Source organism: Desulfogranum japonicum DSM 18378, assembly GCF_000429945.1.
GTDB lineage: Bacteria > Desulfobacterota > Desulfobulbia > Desulfobulbales > Desulfobulbaceae > Desulfogranum > Desulfogranum japonicum.
In genome coordinates this window covers 45918-66573 of sequence record NZ_KE386996.1, presented here as the reverse complement: position 1 = coordinate 66573, position 20656 = coordinate 45918, and the positions used below count along the sequence as shown (strand labels likewise).

Sequence of the window (20656 nt, the reverse complement as noted above, 5' to 3'; positions counted from 1 at the left end):
TGAAGGGTAATCTAGTAGAATTCCAATTGAGGGTCTGTATAGCAGGTACACATGAAGGAACGATGAACGAAGACTGCTAAATAGGAAAAATATATCTTCATCATTCCTTCATGTGTATATGGTATTCTCGATTGATAATGTTGGTATTAGGAGAGAACACTATACATACATACCTTCTCCCCACCTTTACAGGAGTCGTTTTGAAGGTTTTGGATAGTTGTCTCTGAAAAAAGGCATACGATCAATTAGTCCTTTCAGTTTTCATTTTGATACTCTGCACAGCTAATTTTCGTTATCAGCCTCATTCCTTTCATATTGTCAGGCCTTCACTCTAATGGAATCAGCGTGATAATTGCCTTTGCCGGTTGGCTTTTTCAGAGAGGCAAAAGCTTCAGGGTCACGGAATTGGGGGAATTATCATTTGTTGTGATGCCTTGCTCATCACCAGAACGGACGAGGATAGTAGTATGAGAATTTTGATAGTAGACGATGAACCTGAACTGGTGGAACAGATACGACAGACTCTGGCAAAACAGAAATACACAGTGGACACAGCCTTGGACGGCGTGGAAGCTTTGGACAGAATCTATGTTGATCCATATGATCTCATCCTGCTTGATATCATGCTGCCCAAAAAAGATGGCTTTGGTGTTTTGCAGGAACTACGAAGAGAAAAAAAGAAAACGCCGGTATTGATGTTAACAGCCAGAGGAGAAGTGGAAGACCGTATTAAAGGGTTAGACCTGGGGGCTGATGATTATCTGGCCAAACCTTTCGCAATGGAAGAACTCCTAGCCAGAGTCAGAGCTTTACTACGTCGGAGCAACGAATTGGGCTCTCCTCAGATTGAAGTGGAGAGTGTCAGCCTGAACACTGCTACCAGAGAGGTCCATCAATGCAGTGAACCGATAGACTTAACGCCCAAGGAATTTTCAATTCTTGAGTTTCTGTTCTACAATCTCAACCGTGCGGTATCTCGTTACACATTGGCAGAGCATGTCTGGGGGGATGAATTTGATCCGGTTACCATGTCAAACAGCATAGATGTACATATTAAAAACCTGAGAAAAAAACTTGGCCCGCAGGGCTCGCAGATTATTCATACAGTACGTGGCGTTGGTTACATGGTTCGAAACGAGAAGGCATGAAGATCAGATATTTGATTACTCTTTGGATCAGCGGAGCCGGCCTGCTTGCTGGTTTAATATTTTCCCTTGTTATCTTTTATGAGTTGGTAGAGCAACCCTACGAACTGCTTGATGATGAATTAGGAAGTCAAGCCTACACGTTGCTGGCTGCTCTACATCCACTGAAAAGTGACAATGCCTCTCAACCGACCAACGCAGTGCTGGATTCCTTGGGGAGACTGTACTGGCTGAAAATTTTCGACAAACAGGGGCACCTGATCCACGCTTCGTCCATGACACGATTTGTCAACCTGCCTCTCAAAAAAAAGAGTCCTAAGTACAATATTGACGCAACCATTCCTGTGGAAATCGCTAATTTTGATCAAGGTGATACAGATAGAGTCAGTTTTCGGGTCCATGTCTTGCCCCTTTCTTTTAGTGGCGCACAATATCTTGTGCAAATAGCTCGCCCAATGGAGAAACTTCAGGATGAAATTCATGAACTGGTTATATCAATAGCCATTGGCTTGATATTGTTCATGCTTGTTCTTGTATCATTTGGTTATTTTGCTGCGGGAAAAATCCTAAAACCAATCCGAATTATCAATAGCTTAAGCAGAGAAATCAATGAACATACACTGGAAAAAAGAATCCCTCAGGGAAAGAACAGGGATGAACTGCACGAGCTCGCAATGACACTCAACCAGATGTTCGATCGGCTTCAATTCTCATTCAGGCAGCAGAAAGAATTTGTCGCCAACGCCTCACATGAATTGAAGACCCCTCTTGCCATACAGCGACTCTTTTTTGACGAGGCAAGCAAGCGCGAGGATTTGCCCGAGGATTTGCAGCGACAGATATTGTCACAGGTGCGAGTGACCAGGCGGATGGATCAACTGGTAAAAAACCTGCTCCACCTCTCTGCCCTTGAATTAAAGAGTACCTTTGAGCCATCGTTAATACATCTGTCCCATCTTATAGAATCTGTCCTGGAGGACTTTGAATACATCATTGAATATTCAGATATACGGCTTAGCACAGATATCCAAAAAGATATCATGTTTCATGGGCATGAAGATATGATCAGGAGAGTATTAATAAACCTGATCGATAATGCCATTAAGTATAGCTCGGGTGGTGCAAGGGAGATACGCGTTCATCTTGAAAAAAATGCCGATGCCGTCAAACTGAGAGTATACAATACCGGCAATGGCATTCCCACCGAGGAACAAGACAATATTTTTCAGCAATTCTACAGAATTGAAAAGAGTCGCTCTGCAACATACGGTGGTTCAGGATTAGGACTGACGATTGTCAAAAGAATAATCGATCTTCACGGCGGAAGCATTACAGTGGAGAGCGAAAATGCTACTTGGACCTCATTTACAATTTTATTACCTGAATTTAACACCCTTCCAGCACTGAAGTGACCAGGCACAACGAAACATGAAAGTCCTAATCTCCGGTATGCTTTACCTCGGTGCTTCACAAGCAACTTTCAGGTAAGCAGTAAAAAAACTAAGCAATACCCTGCTTTTTTTGTTCAAAACAGATGAGGTGTAGACCTTGAAGTACAGTATTAAACTCGCGCTTAGCGGACTATTTTTAATCCTGATCTCTCGTCAGGTGGATATCGGGGCAGCACTCGGTGCCGTGCGACAGCTGCCTCTGTATATCCCAGGAACTGTGGTCCTCTTTATGATGTGGGGAACTTTTGTTGCCGCATATCGGTGGTCTCTGATCATGGGAAGGCTTGGTTGCAGCCAGCCTCTTTCCTTTTATTTGATGAGTTATTACAAAGGCAGCTTCTTCAACCAGGGCCTGCCAACCAGTATAGGTGGAGATGCGTTACGGATCTTTGACTGTTCCCGCATACTCAATAATAAGGAAGATGCATTTTATGGCATCTTTATTGATCGCATTATTGGACTGAGTGGACTCTTGCTGCTGAATCTGTTCGCGCTGCTTTTTAATATGGATCTATTACCTGTTCCGATTTCCACGCTGCTGTTATTACTGACGTTGTGTCTCCTGGTCACCTTCATTTCGCTTTTGTTTATTAGAGATATACCTATATTTAAAAAGATAAAATTTCTGGCATATCTTCCCCGCCTCTCACAGCGCTACAGAGAAGTCTATTCTTCTCCTGCTACCATATTGTCCCAGATCTGTCTCAGCATCGTAATCCATCTTATGACGATGCTCTCTTTTTACATGCTAGGAAAAGGCCTGGGATTGGGTTTTGATTTGTCGGTGTATCTCACACTCGTCCCCCCAGTGCTACTTCTGACTATTCTGCCAATTTCCCTGGCCGGATGGGGCATACGCGAAAGTGCCATGGTCAGCTTTTTCTTGCTCGTAGGAGCCGATAAGTCATTGGTTTTATTACTTTCAGTGATGTTAGGATTGCTGATACTTATCTCTTCACTACCAGGCCTTGCAGTATTTCTATTACAGAAACGTCAAATTTGAAGAAATAAAGCCCTTAACATACAAAAACGATATGACCGTTGACACTATGCGAGCCATTGACAGATGGCTTGGAATACCGCTTACCTTTATTTTCACCTGGCTACTGAAGTTGCGGCAGGTATACAGAAAAAGACAATCAACCGTTAGCCAGAGGATTTTGTTTATCGAACTTTCGGAAATGGGTTCAACCATTCTCGCTAATCCGGCAATGGAAAGGGCAAATAGACAGCTGCAAGCAGAGATTTATTTTGTGATTTTCAATAAAAATAAGGCGAGCTTACAACTACTGAATACGGTCACAGAGGAGCATATCTTCACCTTGCGTGAAAACAATCTGTTGGTGCTGCTTATCGATACCGCCAAATTTCTTTACTGGACTCGAAAAAAACATATTGATACCGTTATCGACCTCGAACTTTTTTCTCGTTTTACGGCTTTGCTTACCGGTCTATCTGGAGCAGAGAGAAGAGTTGGGTTTTATTCATTTCATAATGAAGGGCTCTATAGAGGTGAACTTCTTACCCATCGAGTATCATATAATCCTCACATGCATATTGCCAAAAATTTTATTGCCCTTGTCTATGCTCTAGAAGCGAAAGTGGAGGAAATTCCTTATTCCAAGATTCATATTCCAGATAAGGACATTATCTTGCCAACGGTTCACCCAACGTTGCAAGAACAAAAAAGAATGCAAGGGATTATTAGCAACAGATTTCAAGACTACGACCCGGAATATCACAAGATTGTCTTGATTAATCCCAACGCGAGTGGACTACTGCCCCAGAGGCGTTGGATGCCCGAACGTTATCAAGAGCTCGCAGAAAGAATTGTTGATCAAAGAAAAAACCTTCTTATCCTAATCACTGGGGCATCATCAGAGAGCGAGGGCGCCGAACTACTCTGTAGAAGAGTTCGTCACCATCGATGTGTTAACTTCACTGGTGCGGTAACGCTGGTCGAATTACCAGTTCTATATTCAATAGCACTCTTGATGGTAACCAATGATTCCGGACCTGGACATTTTTCAGCTATAACAGAACTTCCCACGTTTGTTCTTTTTGGCCCTGAAACGCCTGCATTATATGGTTCTCTAGGCCATTCAACGCCCATTTATGCAGGACTTGCCTGCTCTCCCTTGCGTCAGCGCAGCTAACCACCGTAAAACAGCTGCACAGATAATAAATGCCTTCAGGCTATAACTGTCACACAGGTTTTTAACCAGATCAAGGGATATTTGCGTAGTAATGAACAGCATTCTTGAGACATCTACGATTTCACGCTAATATATGCCACGGAAAGACGAGGCGATCTTTCCGCTTATAATATCAAATACATACAAACACAAAAACAACAAAATAAAAAATTACAATGAATTTGCACAAACGATCTATTCTCACGAAAACACAATCAAATTTATCATTTTTTGCATTCATAATAATAGTACTGGCAATACATATAGGCAATGCCAAAGCAATTGACAAAAATGGTGAATTCAAAAAAAAAGTTGAAAGAGGTATCAAAGAAAGAAACTATACATTGCTAAATACTCTTTATTGTCAAAAAAATCGCCATGATGCTAATAGCTGGGGAATATTCAAGAATAACAATATTATATTCTATAATATTAATTTATCATCTGAAAAAGAAAATTTTTTCCCAAATACAGAATACACGCACATTCTTAAGATTTGTTTTGAAACAGTTTCATCAAAAGAAATGTGTCAACTACTACCGGTACTAAGCAAATCCAACAAAATATGTATTAACAGAGAGCAATAATACCTCTTACATAGTTTTGGGTAGTATCGTGATTTTCTCATCAGTCTTGTTGCACTATATCTTGCTTCTTCAGCTGGTGCCCGTAGCCCAAAAAACACCTATTCATCATGTTGTTTTTACGACAACTCTGAACAACACCAAGCAATTAACACATTCGGAGGCAAATAGAAATTTCAGATGCCTTGCATTGGCCGTGTCGAGTGGCTGAAACTGGCTTTTAGAACCTTTTCTCCACAAAATATGGCCTTACCAAGGATAGAAGGCAACCTGCTAATGTTGACGATATACCTCTACATGAAAATCGGCTGCTAAAAAATTTATTTGAACCATCCAGCTGCTCAAGCAGCTGACCTGCCCCGCAGAGGAGCTGGAAACACTATATTCTTTTCTAAAAACGCAAATTCAGATTCTCCCTCGTTTAATTATTCCGTCATTAAAATTCTTTTTTTTCACATCAATCAAGAGAGCTACTCACATCTGTTGTATACTTATCGTAACAGCCTTTCAGGTTTCTACCCTATTGCCTTGGAAGGCGATCACAGCAAGCAGTACAAGAACTCATTAGATACTGCAAACACTGTATTTGATCACCAAAACTCTTAACATCACTCCCTTTTTTTACAAGGTGGATATATGCACGAGATGGAAGTAGTCAAATCACAGGTCGACAGAGCAGTTACAGCCCTGCAGAGTACAATCCGCCGCTATTACGACACCCTTTATGAACTGAGACGGCTAACACTCATCCTATTGCAAGAAACCACCGCCGATCCTGCTGATATCGAAAAGTGGTTTGCAGATGAAAATTATGGAATTTGTCCAGACGGTTTCTGGCAAAATCTCAGCCATCTGGAACAGTACCGCAACGGTTGCCTGGTACCTGATGCTGTAAGTTACTCCTGCCACCCTCAATTACGCAACAACCATGATGTCAGCGCGCGTATGTTCGCCCTCAGAAACATAGGACCTTTCCTGAAAGAAATTAAGGAGAGGCTTCCTGAAACAGCCTGGATATATTACCAGGATGCAACCAATTTCGCGTTGCAATTCCCCTATATCGATCAGGCCACCGCCATTACCGCTGATTTTGACTGGTCAACCTATCACACCTGGATATCAGTTGCTCCGGAAAACAATCCCGAACGTGCTATTCAGTGGACTGCCCCCTCCATAGATTATGCAGGCAAGGGGCTTATTATTTCTGTTTCAATTCCTGTTTACGAGGGTGACACTTTTACGGGGGTATGGAGCATCGACTTACCCATGACTCCCCTCTACAGCGAGTACATGTTCATCCGGCAAATTCCTGAACAACAGAACTTCATTGCTGATTATGGCAAAAACATCATTGCCCATCCTCTGATCGAAACGAAAATCGACAAGGAAAAAGGTGCCATTTATCAGCAAAAGCTGGATTACATAAGTAAAGAATTTGCCAATATTCCGGTATCAAAATTAATTTCATCTCATACCGGTAAGCTGGAGCTTATGTTGGAAGACTGCCGGAAGTATGAGGTTCTCTACACAACCATTCCTGAACTTCGCTGGATATTTTTTTCCATGTTTCCGCAGGAACGTATGCTCGACATCGTTAACACAAAAATTAAAACAGCGTTGGACAGTGTAAGAAATGGCGATCTGAGCTACAGATTGCATAATATTCCTGACAGTGCAGGCAGCAATCAGGTAATCACCAGCTTCAATGAAATGGCTCAGGCTCTGGAAGCACAGCAGGAACAGCTTCGGGAATCACAAAAACAGCTTGTCCAGTCTGAAAGACTCAGCGCCATCGGATCCCTTGCCGGTGGGATCGCGCATGACTTTAACAATATGCTCAATGTCATCCTGGGCTATGGTCAGGAACTTTTTGAAGCGCTTCACCCTGATGATCCCCTGCGCACATTTGCCCAGGAAATACTTTCAGCTGGTAAACGTTCCGCAGAACTGACCCATCAATTGCTGGCATTCAGCAGAAAACAACCCCTGCAACCCAAAGTTGAAGACATCAACGCAATCATTCTCAACACTGAGCGTGTTCTTGCCCGCCTCATAGGTGAAGACATTGAACTGAAAACCATGCTCAGCAAAAATATCCCCCCGGTTCTGGTTGATGCAACACAAATCGAGCAGGTCGTCATTAACCTCGCTGTGAATGCGCGGGACGCCATGCCAGATGGAGGAACTCTACTCATAGAAACGACCAGTGTTGAACTTGATGAGCAGTACAGCAGAACCCATGTGCGCATAAAACAAGGAACCTATGTCATGCTGTCTGTGACAGACACAGGACATGGCATGGATGAAACTACCAGAAAACGCATTTTTGATCCCTTTTTTACAACCAAGGCACAGGGGAAAGGAACCGGCCTGGGATTGGCTACAGTCTATGGAATAGTTAAACAGTCAGGAGGATACATATGGGCATACAGCGAACCGGGTATGGGAACTACCTTTAAGATATATCTGCCTCGGACGACGCAGAAAACAACCAAAAAAAGTGCCCCGAAAAACGCAATGGCAACCCAGGGAAACAACGCAATGATCCTGTTGGTTGAAGACGAGCCCGCTCTCCGAAAACTGTGCGAGATCATGCTGAAATCCATGCAATACCGTGTGGTTAGCGCTACAGGTGGTGAGGAGGCCCTGACACTTGTGAAAAGCGGGCAGTGTATTCCTGATTTGGTTATTACCGATGTAGTCATGCCGGAAATGAATGGCAAGGTGCTGACAGATCGTTTACGCAGACACATCCCTCAGCTCAAGGTACTGTATGTTTCCGGATATACAGACAACACTATTGTACATCATGGCGTACTGGATTCAGGTATACCATTTCTGCAGAAACCGTTTACCAAAAAACGCCTGGCCCTGACACTTAAAAACATACTTGAACCTAACTGACCACAGCGTGCCAGACTTTTCCGCGATCAGTCTGGCTTACGTATGACCCAATACGCTACGCCAGCCTGCTTGCTTGCGAAAGCCTCAGGCACCCTGTAACCAGTTATAAATACATGGAAGTTGTCAAGCTGAGCAACCTCCTCTATGAGGAGTTATTTTGAATACTATCCCGCATTCCTTAACAAAAAATGCTCGTGAAAATCCGGGTTAAGGGTCGCAGAAAATAATAAATATCCAAAAATTGAGTAGGATATCGGTTTGGTAACGTTGTCGCGTCAATGGTTCCATACTGGCCGTATTGAACCATTGACGTGACGACCTTACCGAGTTGAGAGACAAGCAAGATTGGATAATTTATTTTTTCCGTAACCCTAACACCACTGAGATCTTTTACAGCGCTGTTCCCCATACTGCGAATATTGGATCAGACACCTGCCGCTCCATAATGTGCCTGTCATCCCAAGGCCTTGGAAGACCGCGAAAGGATTCGGTATGCAGATTAGTGAATGCTTCCGTGCGCTGGTACAGATCAAGCACCAGGCCAAGACGTTCAAAAGCATGCAAATCAGCCCAAATACTTATTTCTTTTCCAGGAAACCATCGGTCTGAAAAGGTGGTTACGCTGATACCACCAGGCCGGATCACCCTTGCAACTTCCTGCAAAACCTCCACAGGACGTGTCAGGTATTCAATGGAGGCCGTACAAATAACCGCATCAAAACTGTTTGTCTCAAACGGAAGCGATATTTCCCGGTTAAGATCGTGGATGACCCGTTGATGCAGCACCGGATTGGCATCCAGTTCTTGCCTGTTCATGCCAAGCCCCGCAACCCGGCACGCCTGCAACGAATCAGGAAGATGCGAGACCCAGCTACTCATTAAATCCAATATATTGCCTGATTCCGGCACAAGACGACCATATAGGGCCTGGATCTGCTCAAGTGCCGTTGCATCCAGATGATTAACCATCCTGGGTTGACGATAAAAGTGCTCATCAGGTCCGTCATTTTCCCTTGGAAAGGGATATTGCGTATAAAAATCAGTTGCTTTTCCAGGATAACGTGCCTGCATACCGGGTCCGTCTGCAGTGAGCAGTTCAGCAATATCATGACAACTGCCCCCCCGTTCAGCTCCGGACATATCCCTGGACAGCAGGGTTGCAGACACAGTCAAAGGATACCGGCACAACGGATGATTCATGTCCCCTGTGAGAGTCCCCCCGGATTTTTCTATGATACGAAATGGCTGCAGACTCTGCCTGAAACAATACAAACCCGCATGTGCATACCCCTGGGGATAAAACCGGCCTAGCCTTGGTGAGAGTGCGCGTCCGTCGACAGATGCATCAAACATTTTTTCAGGAAAGGTACGTATCTGCTTTTCGGAACAAGGGGCAAGCAGTGCACCTTCCGGATACGTTATACGACAACATCCATTTTCCTGTACACTGCCAAGCTGTTGTTCCAGCGTGCAGGGAATCGTATCGCGCCAGAAATCGACATTACCGACATATATCCTGTCGTTGTGCTTTGCCTGCACACTTGTCCATTGCACACTGAACTCAATTGTAGCTCTGTCTTTTAACTGCATATCTCTCCTTACCAAGTTTCTGGCCTAAAAGTACTATCTGACTGAAAATATGGCTTTTTACCGATAATCTCAACCCTACTTTGCCCTTCGGGAAAAATGCACGTATAATAAAAAGTAACAGTTGTACTATAAGCAGCACTAGCGGATTGGTGAAGAGATGTAATTAATAACGCACGTTGCAACCACGCGACCAATTATAATGAGAGCAGGTTAACAACTCCCCTGTTACGTTGATGAAAATTCGCTCTATTTTATTTCTACATATCGGCCCATTACTGCTCATAGCGGTCAGCACGATCTTTATTCTCAATTATGTTTTAATCAGAAACAGCCTGAAAGAAAATGCCTGGCAGGAGTTGAAAAAAACAGAAAAGGAGATGCACCGTGCAGCACAAAGCCTCCTGAATACTGCCATCACCAACTATCTCAGGGGAATTACGGAAACAAGCCTTACCTACATAGAGCACCAGTATGCTGCATACATGAAGGGCCTGCAGACAGAAAACCAGGCCAAAGATAGCATTCAGGCCTACTTTACCCGCATGTCGGTGGGCTCAAGTGGTTACATTGTGGCAGTATGCGAACAGGGTGATCAACTCTTGCTGGATATCCACCCTTATCTTCGCAAACAGGACTGCACCGATGTTGAAGGCTGCATGGTATGGGCAAAAGTCAGGCATGGTTACACAGAGTACAACTGGAAAAATCCTGAAGACAATTCCCAGAGAAAAAAAGCAGCATACCTTGTAGAATTTCCTGAATGGAACTGGATAGTTGGCGCATCGTCCTACAGGGATGAATTTGTAGATCTGGTTGATATTGAAGATTTGCGCGCCCTGATCAAACCTGTCAAAATCATGAAAAGCGGCTATTTTCTCATTTTTGACCAAAACGATGAATTACTCATCCACCCTGCCTACGAAACAAACCAACATGCAATAACAGATGCCAATCAAGATAAAATAAGGGAAGTTATTCAATCCCTCAAACAAACTCCTGATGGTTTCCTTACCTATTCATGGAAAAATCCCACCGATAAGACAGAAAGAGATAAATTCGCCTTTATGGAAAAACTTGACGATTTTGGCTGGTATCTTGTTGCGACGGGGTATCAAGACGAAATTTTCGAACCAATACGATCTCTTACCAAAATCACCTTCATGGTCGTTCTCCTCGCCGGGACACTGCTGCTGCTGATTATCGCCAGATTAAGCAGGATTATCAGTATTCCCCTGCTCCTCCTGGAAGAAGCTGTCAGCAATTTTTACAAAGACCAAAAACCCTTTACCTGGCAGGAACATCATGTTGACGAGATTAATGTGGTTGGCCATGCGTTTTCCCGTATGTCCAGTGAACTCAACCGTACCATGGGCGATCTCACCACAAACATTACCAAACTGGCCCTTTCAGAACAAGAAACTGAGCAGAGTCGAATGCTGCTTCAAAGCATTATCGATGCCATGTCTTCCATCATCATTGGCGTAGATAGCACTTTACATATAAATCAACTCAACAGCCAGGGATTGAAGACTCTCCATTCCTCTTTCAATGAAGTTCATGGTAAGCCTCTCTTTTCAATGTTTCCAAATCTTCTGGAGCACAGGGAGATCCTTGTAAATAGTATACAAAGCAACACTTCAGACACAATTTCATATACCTTTACGGATGAAATGGGAAACACCATATACCAGGACCTCATGGTCGCTCCTTTTTCTACAGAGCAGTTCGGGGGAGCCGTAATCCGTATCGACGACACCACAAAACAGGCCGAAATTGAACAGCGCCTCCGCCATAGTCAGAAAATGGATGCTATAGGCCAGCTTGCAGGTGGCATAGCCCACGATTTCAACAACATGCTTGGCGGCATTATGGGTGCGGCCGATATTCTGCAGTTGAAAGTTGGAGAGAAAGAAAAAAGGCTGGTGCAGATAATACGTCAGGCTTCCCTGCGAGCCAGTGAACTGATCCAAAAATTACTGGCTTTTTCCAGGAAGGAAAAAATCGCTTTTACAGTTGTCGATCTACATAAAGTGATCGGTGATACTGCAAAAATTCTGGAACGCACACTGGATAAACGAATAGTTATCGAGGTACATACCAAAGCAGAAAAGCACGATATTTCTGGCGATTCCTCTCAATTGCTGAATTGCCTGCTCAATCTTGGCATCAATGCAGGCCACGCAATGCCTGAGGGTGGCACTCTCACCATTGACACGACCAATGTAGACCTGAATGAACAAGATTGTGAAGAATATCCGTTTCCCCTGAACAGCGGCAGATTTATCAAGCTCTGTATCCGTGATACCGGATGCGGCATCTCCAAAGAGCACATCAAACATATTTTTGAACCTTTTTTCACAACCCGTGAAGCAGATAAAGGGACCGGTCTGGGACTGGCTGCAGTATACGGTGCAGTGCAGCAACATAACGGAGCCATTCGTGTTCAGAGTGAACCAGGACAGGGTACGGAATTCACCCTGCTGTTTCCCGTGACCGAAGCTTCGCCGGAAAAAGAAAAAGCCCAGGCCAACACAGTGGAGGGAAGCGGGTGCATACTTATAGTGGATGACGAGCAGGTGGTCCGGATGACGGTACGCATGATGCTGGAAGAGTTTGGCTACACCACCCTGGAGGCAAAAAACGGACAGCACGGCCTGGAAATATATCAACAAAATCAGGAGAAGATAGATCTCGTTATCCTGGACATGATCATGCCTGTCATGGACGGTACGGAATGCTTCCTGGCCCTAAAAAGAATAGCCCCTGACCTGCCGATTATCATCTCTTCAGGATTTACCCGGGATGCCGACCTTAACACCCTCAAAAAGCATGGCCTGGAGACGATCATACGAAAACCATACAACGCCGAAGATCTGAGTCGGGCAGTTGCCCAAAACCTAAAGCAATAAAGAACGCTGTAAGGGCCATATTCACATACAATAGCCGGGCATCTACCCCGAAAAACTCACGGATATACATGCTGTTTATGTACATTCACTCCCTTGCGAGATGGGAAGTCTGATAACCACAAGCAAACCTGAACCCACGTCGGCATTGGTGATGGTTATTTGACCGTTGTGCAGACTGACGGCCTTTGCAGTAATGGACAGACCAATGCCTGTTCCACCGCTTTGACGGTCTCGTGCCGAGGAAACACGGTAAAAGGGTTTGGTGACATAGGCTAATTCATTTTCCGGAATCCCCGGCCCGTGATCCCGTATGGTGATCTCTGCCCAACCTTGCCCATCGTTTTCCTCTCCATCTACCTTTCGCAGGGCAATCTCCACGACAGTCTTATCTGCGGTGTAGTATACGGCATTTCGCAACACGTTTTCCAGCGCGCGATGAAGAAGCTCCTTGTTACCCTGTAGATGCAACTGATCCACGTGCAGTAACTCTACTGCTTTTAAAGAATTGGAGAACTCAAAACGAACGTCCTTGATCAAGTCCCGAATCAATTCATCAAGGTGAACATCATCTTTCCCGCCAAGTTCCGACCCATGCTCAATCCTGGTCAATGTCAGGAGTTCACCAATCAATACATTCAGTCGCTGGGCTTCCTTTTCTATGCGATTAAGCATACTCCCTATGATTTTTGGATCCTGGGTACGGGTCAATTCCAGAGCAACATGCAACCGTGCCAATGGTGAGCGCAATTCATGGGAAATGTCTCTGATCAAACGTTTCTGAGTCTCCACCAGAGATTGCATCTGCGTAGCCATTTCGTCAAAATCGTGGGCCAATTCAGCCAGTTCCCGTCCTGCAAATCCCCGCATGGGACCAACCCGCGCAGTGAGATCGCCTTCAGCAATCTGACGGCTTGCTGAACGCAGGCGTCGTATAGGCAGACTAAAAGATCGAGCCAGGCCAAAGCAGACCAGACTGGCAATTAAACCTAAAATTATCAAGCGAATAACGATACCAGTCTTCGAATTCATGCCTGTTACATGTAACGATCCCGGCTCAGGCTTCCGAGGAGGAGGGCCCTGTATGCCTGGTCTGGGAGGCGGCATGAATTCATGCACACCGACAACAACATAGTGTTGTCCACTTTGTGTCTGATACTGTTTGGCGGCATACAACAGTGATGACACTTCTTCAATCTGTAACCCGGGCAGATCAGCGGCCTTTTGGGCCATGAAGGCCACCTGGGAATCCGAACCTTTATGGTGGCCAATGACTGTGCCATCAATAAACAGGACAATATCCGTTCGCATGGAATCCTGCATCTCGTGAACAAAGGAAGTAAACGCCTCCTGTCCCTGACTTTCGTAAACAATATAGGCCGATTTCCCCATAACAACCAGAGATCTAGCCAGGTTTGTCGTAAAATGAGCGTGGAATCTTTCACGGACATTTTCAAGGGAACGATGTGATATGGAATAGGTGACAATACTACTGATGACACTGGAGAACACAACGGTGATAAAGACACTGAGAAAAAATTTCAAAAAAATGCTTCGCATGATATTATTCACCCTCCAGCCAATGCATAGGGATTCGCCCCATACACTTTACGTGTTCTATGAAAAGAAACTATTGAAAAACGGAATACGCAATCTCAATAGTGCTTATTCATAAATGCGAATTTTCGGTCGAATGCAGGTCAACAAGGAACAAAACGCCAATACGACCATTTGAGGGCAGGTACTAAATAGCTGCATACAAGTATCCCACCCCACGTACGGTCTTTATGCGCTCCAGTCCATTCACCTGGTGACCGAGTTTCTTGCGCAGACTACTCACATGCACATCAATGGAACGGTCAAACATTTCAAGCTTGCGGCCCAATACTCTCTGGGCAAGATCATCGCGGTTAACCACCTCTCCTGCATGCAGTACCAATTCTTTGAGCAGAAGAAATTCTGCACCAGTGAGGGCGGTAATTACCCCATTCTGCTCAACCGTCATCGTACGCAGGTCAATATGGACATCCACAGTTGTCAGAGTGTCCGGATCTTTCTGTCCTCCAGTATCTCCTGACCGGTCCCCCACGTTACGGCGCTGTATCGCACGAATGCGGGCGACAAGTTCACGGGGATTAAAGGGTTTGGGCATATAATCATCTGCTCCCAGTTCAAGGCCGACGATACGGTCAACGTCATCCCCCCGTGCTGTCAGCATCAATATGGGTACCTGTGAAGTTGAACGAATTTTTCTCAACACGTCAAATCCGTTCATGCCCGGTAACATGACATCCAAGACGACAAAGGTAAACTCTCCGGAAAGGGCCATATCCAGACCTTGCTGAGAATCATGTACAGTTGTTATGGCAAACTCTTCGCGTTGCATGTAATTGGTCAGCAACTCGCAAAGCTCGATATCGTCATCAATAACCAGAATACGCTCTTGTTCATTCATACAGTTTGTCTCATGGAGTGGGGAAAAAATCGACGTTGCGGGCAGTGCACCGTATAGGTGTTGTATCATGAAATTCGTGAAATATACAACTGCCGGTAAATGGGAGAAAATATGCTTTTTCAAGATGAAGATCAAGTAACTAGAGTGATACTTAACGTTGATTTACACTTCTCCCTCTGGCTGCACTCCATGCGAAAGAGCCAAGAGGGACGTTTATGCTGTCAGTTGTTTCACTTTGCCTAAAAAACCTAAAAATCACTTTACGTATCTTTACACATATTTCCGCACTCTTAACGCAGAAATGTGCACAGCCTGCCGATAAAACCTTACAGGCTCCAAATCGCAGTTTAACAGGTTTAGTCTTGTCTTAAACAACAAGCAGGAGGAAAAACAATGGTAACAAGTATAAGCGGCTCCAGCCAACTCTTGAGAAGCTTGTATACCCAACAGGCAAACCAGAAGAAGCCCCCAAGCCCTGAAGAAAAATTTGCTGAACTTGATACGGACGAGAATGGTGGTCTTGATGCCACTGAAATAGTGAGCTTAACAAAAGAAATTCTCTCCATCACCGGTACCGAGATAGATGCAACAGATGCCATCTCAACCTATGACACTGATGGAGATGAATCCCTGAGTACATCTGAAGTTGATGTCATGATGCAGGAACTCATGCTCAACGCCAATCCGGTTGCACAGCAGTCAGGACTCTTCCAACAGGCCATAAACAGTTATCAATCAAACCAATCCACAGACCCTCTCAGCAAAATACTTAATGAAATGGCAGCACGGCCCATGCCAAAGCCTCCACCATCTCCGGAAGAAACATTTGCTGAACTTGATACGGATAACAGCGAGACGCTCAGCGAAGCAGAATTAGGTGAGTTTGTAGATGAAATCGCTTCAATGACCGGTGAAACCATGGAGGTGGCTGATGTTATCGAAACCTATGACACAGATGGTGATAGCGAGCTGAATCAGGATGAACTCGATACCATGATGACTGAAATAATGGAGCAGTTCGGACCGCCACCCAACATGGCAGCAGGTGGAAGTATGCGTGACGCCCTGGTATCGTACCTGGATAATGCTGATGACGAAACCATCACAGACCTGCTGGAACTGATCAGTGGGTATGCAAGCAATATCAGCACGGATGCTGACACCTCCAGCGTAGATGTTGATGCCTAATCCAGTACAGGCCAGGGAAGTTTCATTTTCCAGAGTGACTACTCACAAATACCCAATATCAGGATGAACACGGTTTCCCAAAGAGATGACTATAGCGGGAAGCCGTGCTGATCAACTACTGCTTGAAAAAAGATTCTTATCTGGACGTCTCAGGAAAAATGATGAAGCTGAAGAGGAGACATGTACGTTGAAATATATGTAGAAATACATTCTAATACCTTCACTATCGAACCTATTCATTTTTAAGATTTTTTCTAATAAATGCAATGCGTGCATGCCTCTCCCAAAAGTAACAGACAGGCAGTATTGCCAAACTAGCCAGGACAGAATATTGAATAGTTTTTTCAAAACCTCTTAATGTAATGAAAAACACCCATATTGCTATTATTTGTACTACTCCGCTAGGTAAAAACAACCGTAACGGGATCCAGCCATTGTTTTCCTTACTCATATTATGGAATTTTTGAATGATGAATGATATAAAATCATCATATGAAACTGAGTCGTTATATATTACAAAATTGCAATTAGAATTTATATATATAACATCACTGTTAATTAAGATACATTTTGTGTAAGGATACAGCATTTTATAGAGGGCTAACAAAACTGGATCATCAATTTTCTTACAACTGACCATGCTACTTAAGTCATTTTTTTTGATCAAATAAGTAGTTTCTCATTTTTAATTCGAATAATTGAATTGAAAATATTTCTTGGATTAAAAATCGGCATACCCTCACGAACTCGTTACAAATAAAATTTTACTATAACACACTAATATGTATTAATATTTTTTTAAATATTTTTATATTGATAATATCAAATACTTTTGGCAGTAAAACTAAATTAAAAACAACTGTTACAAACAACATGAACGGTAACAGCAGAACTCCTATTATATTTTCTGGAATTGGAGTGTAACTCATTACTTTCCGATATACGGCATAAAATATACATCCAGCAATTATTACTGTTACCAGGGTTAAAATTCCAACAAGGTAGCATGCAAGTAGATTGATGACGCTCAGTGATACTTTACCACCGCAATATTGACACTTTTTACCTGGGTTCAACATATAAAAAGCCCCGCCATACGAAGGATATGAAATACATTCTTTAGAGCAATAGGGACATTCAAGAAATTGCATTTATCTCTATATAGTTACTACCAATATGATGTAACTGATCGCAGGCACTCCATCTTTGCACGATCGCGGTTTCTCGCATAGATAGCCTATAGCGAAAAACCGCGCTTGCACAAATCTGAAGCATCTGCGACCAGTTACGACTCAGAACTAATTGAAATATGATGCTCAGGATGTCTATCATCAACTTATGAGCAGGCACTACCGATAGGAAGAAACAGACTTTCTAAACACTCCAACCAGAAGGAACCCTGCGGCAAATCCTCCGAAGTGCGCAAAAAATGCTACCCCGCCTTCCTGTCCATGGGAGAAAACTATGCCTAAAAGCTGCATACCAAACCAATAACAGAGCATAAAGATGGCTGGCACAGAGACAACTGTTATAAAGATGCCTAAAAATATAAGGGTTTTTATTCGGGCATGGGGATAGAGACGAACGTAAGCCCCCATGACACCGCCAATTGCTCCGGAAGCACCAACCATGGGGAGCAGGCTGTCTGGACTACTCATGACCTGGACAACGGCTGCCACCAGGCCGCATAGCAGATAAAAAACAGCAAAACGAAGCGGCCCCATGGCATCTTCGACATTATCGCCAAAAACCCATAAAAACCAGAGGTTGCCTACCAGATGCATCCAGCTGCCATGGAGAAACATGTGGGACAGCATGGTATACCAGGGCCATCCCTGACTGAGCACACATGCCAGGTTGTGCCCGACCGGCACCTGCATTCCAGCGGGTGCGCTGCCCAGAAGATCAGCCGGTATAATTGCCAATGAGCACATGGAAGTGGCCAGGGCATACTCTCGTCCCATACCCTGAATAAATATCCAGGCCAGGCTGCAGAGTATAACAATGGCCACTGTGACTATGGGAAAACGGCTGGTAGGGTTTTCATCGTAGAGTGGAAACATTACATCCCCGATTCATTGCCGTTAATTTCCCAGGTTCGATGATATTCAATCAAGAATACGAACCGCGCCCTTATCCGCAGACGCGGCAAAACGAGCATACATCTGCAAAGCTTTGCTCACTGTTCGCTCACGGTTTGGTGTAAATGCCAGCTCTCCTTTGCGTTCCTCTTCTTTTCTGCGCCTGGCAAGCTCTGCATCATCCACCATCAGGTTGATGCTACGCTCAGCAATGTTGATATCCACGGTATCTCCGTCCTGCACCAGACCAATGGCACCGCCACTGGCTGCCTCTGGAGAGACATGGCCTATGGATAATCCGGATGTGCCGCCTGAAAATCGGCCGTCGGTCACCAATGCACACTGTGCCCCTAGATGTATAGACTTGAGGTATGACGTAGGATAGAGCATTTCCTGCATCCCTGGGCCACCCTTGGGACCTTCATAAAGAATGAACACCACGTCTCCGGCAACGATTTTCCCGCCAAGAATGCCCTCACATGCAGCTTCCTGTGAATCAAAGACCTTGGCTGTTCCTGTAAAATGCAGGATGGATTCATCCACTCCGGCCGTTTTAACGATACAGCCATTTTCAGCAATGTTACCAAAAAGGACAGCTAATCCTCCATCCTTGGAATACGCATTCTCAATATTGCGAATACATCCTCCTGAGCGGTCCAGATCCAGGACCTCATACTGTGTATCCTGACTTCCCATTACAAGATTTAACGTACCACCCGGGGCAGCCAGATAGAGTGCCCTGGCTTCATCCGTGGCAGAGTCTCTTATCACATCATATTGATCCAGGGTCTGTGCAAGGGTCAAACCGTCTGCCCTTGATACGGTGGTATCGAGCAGTCCTGCACGGTCAAGCTCGCCGAGAATTCCCATGATACCGCCAGCCCGGTTCACATCTTCGATATGATATTTTTGAGAGTTCGGTGCCACTTTGGACAGGTTTGGAACCTTGCGGGAAAGGGCATCGATATCTTCCATGGTATAGGAAACATTAGCTTCATGGGCAACGGCAAGGAGATGCAGCACTGTGTTGGTGGAACCTCCCATGGCTATATCCAGAGACATGGCGTTATCAAACGCACCGCGGGTTGCTATGGAGCGTGGCAATACCGAGGCATCTTCTCTGTTATACCAGGCATCGCACATTTCAACGATCCGTTCTGCTGCCCGGGTAAACAGGTTAAGGCGCTGCTTATGGGTGGCAACAACCGTACCATTTCCGGGCAGGGCCAAACCAAGGGCTTCGTTGAGGCAGTTCATGGAGTTGGCAGTAAACATACCCGAACAACTGCCGCAAGTAGGACATGCCGAACGTTCGACAGCCTGGAGTTCATCATCACTTACCGATGAATCACCGGCCATGACCATGGCATCAATCAGATCAAGCGCCCTGTCCCCTACACGGCCGGCTTCCATGGGACCACCGGAAACAAAAATAGCAGGAATATTCAAACGCATAGCTGCCATCAGCATACCGGGTGTAATCTTATCGCAGTTTGATATGCACACCATGGCATCCACTTTATGGGCATTACACATATATTCCACGGAATCAGCTATCAGTTCCCGGGAAGGCAGTGAATACAGCATACCATCATGCCCCATGGCAATACCGTCGTCTATGGCAATGGTATTGAATTCAGGTGCAAAGCATCCCTTTGCTTCAATTATGGCTTTTACCTGTTGACCAATCTCGTGAAGATGCACATGCCCGGGAACCATCTGCGTAAAGGAGTTCACCACCGCAATAATAGGCTTGCCAATCTGTTCTTCTTTCATGCCGTTGGCACGCCACAATGCACGGGCACCAGCCATTCTCCGGCCATTTGTTGTTTCTGCACTCCGCAAAGGAATTGCCATAGCTCTTCACTCCCTACTGTAAGGTTTTACATTTTTTTCTTGTAATTTGATACCCTGGCGCGATAGTACCTTATTAGATAGTGTCTGTCCAGAAATGTGGCTTTTGCAGTGCCAGCCAGGGTACAACGATGCCATCCAAGGCATCGATACCACACAATGCACACGCATAGCCCACAGACAGGCGACTTTCCCGTCAACAAAAATCGTTGACATGCCGAACAGTTATATTACGCCATGTTACAAGGACAGTCTGCATGACTCCACATCTTGTCTGTATTCCGTCCGGACAGAGGCAGTATA

The 20656-nt window shown here is 44.8% G+C and carries 13 protein-coding genes; 7 read left to right on the top strand and 6 right to left on the bottom strand.

Annotation, left to right across the window (positions count from 1 at the left end):
• Positions 1 to 467 precede the first annotated feature (467 nt).
• The 5 genes from G493_RS0125610 (at position 468) to G493_RS34180 (ending at position 8279) form a co-directional block, all read left to right on the top strand.
• Positions 468 to 1148 (top strand): response regulator transcription factor, encoded by a 681-nt coding sequence (locus G493_RS0125610; RefSeq protein ID WP_028582629.1) that lies wholly within the window; start codon positions 468 to 470, stop codon positions 1146 to 1148.
• Positions 1145 to 2557, top strand: coding sequence for a sensor histidine kinase (locus G493_RS0125605; protein ID WP_028582628.1), 1413 nt, complete (start codon positions 1145 to 1147; stop codon positions 2555 to 2557). Before G493_RS0125610 ends, G493_RS0125605 begins: the two co-directional genes overlap by 4 nt.
• Before the next feature lie 136 nt (positions 2558 to 2693).
• Positions 2694 to 3599, top strand: a complete 906-nt coding sequence (locus G493_RS0125600) for a lysylphosphatidylglycerol synthase transmembrane domain-containing protein (RefSeq protein WP_028582627.1) — start codon at positions 2694 to 2696, stop codon at positions 3597 to 3599.
• Positions 3600 to 3756: 157 nt separating this feature from the next.
• The gene (locus G493_RS31370; protein ID WP_205623763.1) at positions 3757 to 4752 is read left to right on the top strand and encodes a glycosyltransferase family 9 protein; all 996 of its coding nucleotides are present in this window, start codon (positions 3757 to 3759) and stop codon (positions 4750 to 4752) included.
• Positions 4753 to 6011: 1259 nt separating this feature from the next.
• Positions 6012 to 8279, top strand: a complete 2268-nt coding sequence (locus G493_RS34180; RefSeq protein WP_051309960.1) for an ATP-binding protein — start codon at positions 6012 to 6014, stop codon at positions 8277 to 8279.
• A gap of 390 nt (positions 8280 to 8669) precedes the next feature.
• On the opposite strand, the gene G493_RS0125580 is transcribed toward G493_RS34180, so the two are convergent.
• Positions 8670 to 9869 carry a methyltransferase domain-containing protein gene (locus tag G493_RS0125580; RefSeq protein WP_035275959.1) on the bottom strand — a complete coding sequence of 400 codons (1200 nt, stop codon included), beginning with the start codon at positions 9867 to 9869 and terminating at the stop codon, positions 8670 to 8672.
• Between the two features lie 233 nt (positions 9870 to 10102).
• Here G493_RS0125580 and G493_RS32785 point away from each other — a divergent pair, with 233 nt between their 5' ends.
• Entirely contained in the window at positions 10103 to 12778 is a 2676-nt protein-coding gene (locus G493_RS32785) for a cache domain-containing protein (RefSeq protein ID WP_051309958.1), read from the top strand.
• A gap of 75 nt (positions 12779 to 12853) precedes the next feature.
• Here the strand turns inward: G493_RS32785 and G493_RS32780 are convergent, their stop codons facing one another.
• The gene (locus G493_RS32780; protein ID WP_051309955.1) at positions 12854 to 14335 is read right to left on the bottom strand and encodes an ATP-binding protein; all 1482 of its coding nucleotides are present in this window, start codon (positions 14333 to 14335) and stop codon (positions 12854 to 12856) included.
• A gap of 184 nt (positions 14336 to 14519) precedes the next feature.
• Positions 14520 to 15230 carry a response regulator gene (locus G493_RS0125565; protein WP_028582624.1) on the bottom strand — a complete coding sequence of 237 codons (711 nt, stop codon included), beginning with the start codon at positions 15228 to 15230 and terminating at the stop codon, positions 14520 to 14522.
• 393 nt (positions 15231 to 15623) lie between these two features.
• On the opposite strand from G493_RS0125565, the gene G493_RS0125560 reads away from it, so the two are divergent.
• The gene (locus G493_RS0125560; RefSeq protein WP_028582623.1) at positions 15624 to 16418 is read left to right on the top strand and encodes an EF-hand domain-containing protein; all 795 of its coding nucleotides are present in this window, start codon (positions 15624 to 15626) and stop codon (positions 16416 to 16418) included.
• Positions 16419 to 17185: 767 nt separating this feature from the next.
• Here the strand turns inward: G493_RS0125560 and G493_RS0125550 are convergent.
• The 3 genes from G493_RS0125550 to ilvD all read right to left on the bottom strand — a co-directional run bounded on the left by G493_RS0125550 (position 17186) and on the right by ilvD (position 20356).
• Positions 17186 to 17569, bottom strand: coding sequence for a hypothetical protein (locus G493_RS0125550; RefSeq protein ID WP_028582621.1), 384 nt, complete (start codon positions 17567 to 17569; stop codon positions 17186 to 17188).
• Between the two features lie 198 nt (positions 17570 to 17767).
• The gene (locus G493_RS31350; RefSeq protein WP_035275957.1) at positions 17768 to 18481 is read right to left on the bottom strand and encodes a rhomboid family intramembrane serine protease; all 714 of its coding nucleotides are present in this window, start codon (positions 18479 to 18481) and stop codon (positions 17768 to 17770) included.
• A gap of 45 nt (positions 18482 to 18526) precedes the next feature.
• Positions 18527 to 20356, bottom strand: a complete 1830-nt coding sequence (gene ilvD / locus G493_RS0125540) for a dihydroxy-acid dehydratase (protein WP_028582620.1) — start codon at positions 20354 to 20356, stop codon at positions 18527 to 18529.
• Positions 20357 to 20656 lie beyond the last annotated feature (300 nt).

Excerpts from the sequence above, each read along its gene's own strand:
- G493_RS0125610 (WP_028582629.1), top strand. The coding sequence starts at position 468 with ATGAGAATTTTGATAGTAGACGATGAACCTGAACTGGTGGAACAGATA.
- G493_RS31350 (WP_035275957.1), bottom strand. The coding sequence starts at position 18,481 with ATGTTTCCACTCTACGATGAAAACCCTACCAGCCGTTTTCCCATAGTC.
- ilvD (WP_028582620.1), bottom strand. The coding sequence starts at position 20,356 with ATGGCAATTCCTTTGCGGAGTGCAGAAACAACAAATGGCCGGAGAATG.
- G493_RS0125605 (WP_028582628.1), top strand. The coding sequence starts at position 1,145 with ATGAAGATCAGATATTTGATTACTCTTTGGATCAGCGGAGCCGGCCTG.
- G493_RS0125580 (WP_035275959.1), bottom strand. The coding sequence starts at position 9,869 with ATGCAGTTAAAAGACAGAGCTACAATTGAGTTCAGTGTGCAATGGACA.
- G493_RS0125550 (WP_028582621.1), bottom strand. The coding sequence starts at position 17,569 with ATGCAATTTCTTGAATGTCCCTATTGCTCTAAAGAATGTATTTCATAT.
- G493_RS32785 (WP_051309958.1), top strand. The coding sequence starts at position 10,103 with ATGAAAATTCGCTCTATTTTATTTCTACATATCGGCCCATTACTGCTC.
- G493_RS32780 (WP_051309955.1), bottom strand. The coding sequence starts at position 14,335 with ATGCGAAGCATTTTTTTGAAATTTTTTCTCAGTGTCTTTATCACCGTT.
- G493_RS0125560 (WP_028582623.1), top strand. The coding sequence starts at position 15,624 with ATGGTAACAAGTATAAGCGGCTCCAGCCAACTCTTGAGAAGCTTGTAT.
- G493_RS0125565 (WP_028582624.1), bottom strand. The coding sequence starts at position 15,230 with ATGAATGAACAAGAGCGTATTCTGGTTATTGATGACGATATCGAGCTT.
- G493_RS34180 (WP_051309960.1), top strand. The coding sequence starts at position 6,012 with ATGCACGAGATGGAAGTAGTCAAATCACAGGTCGACAGAGCAGTTACA.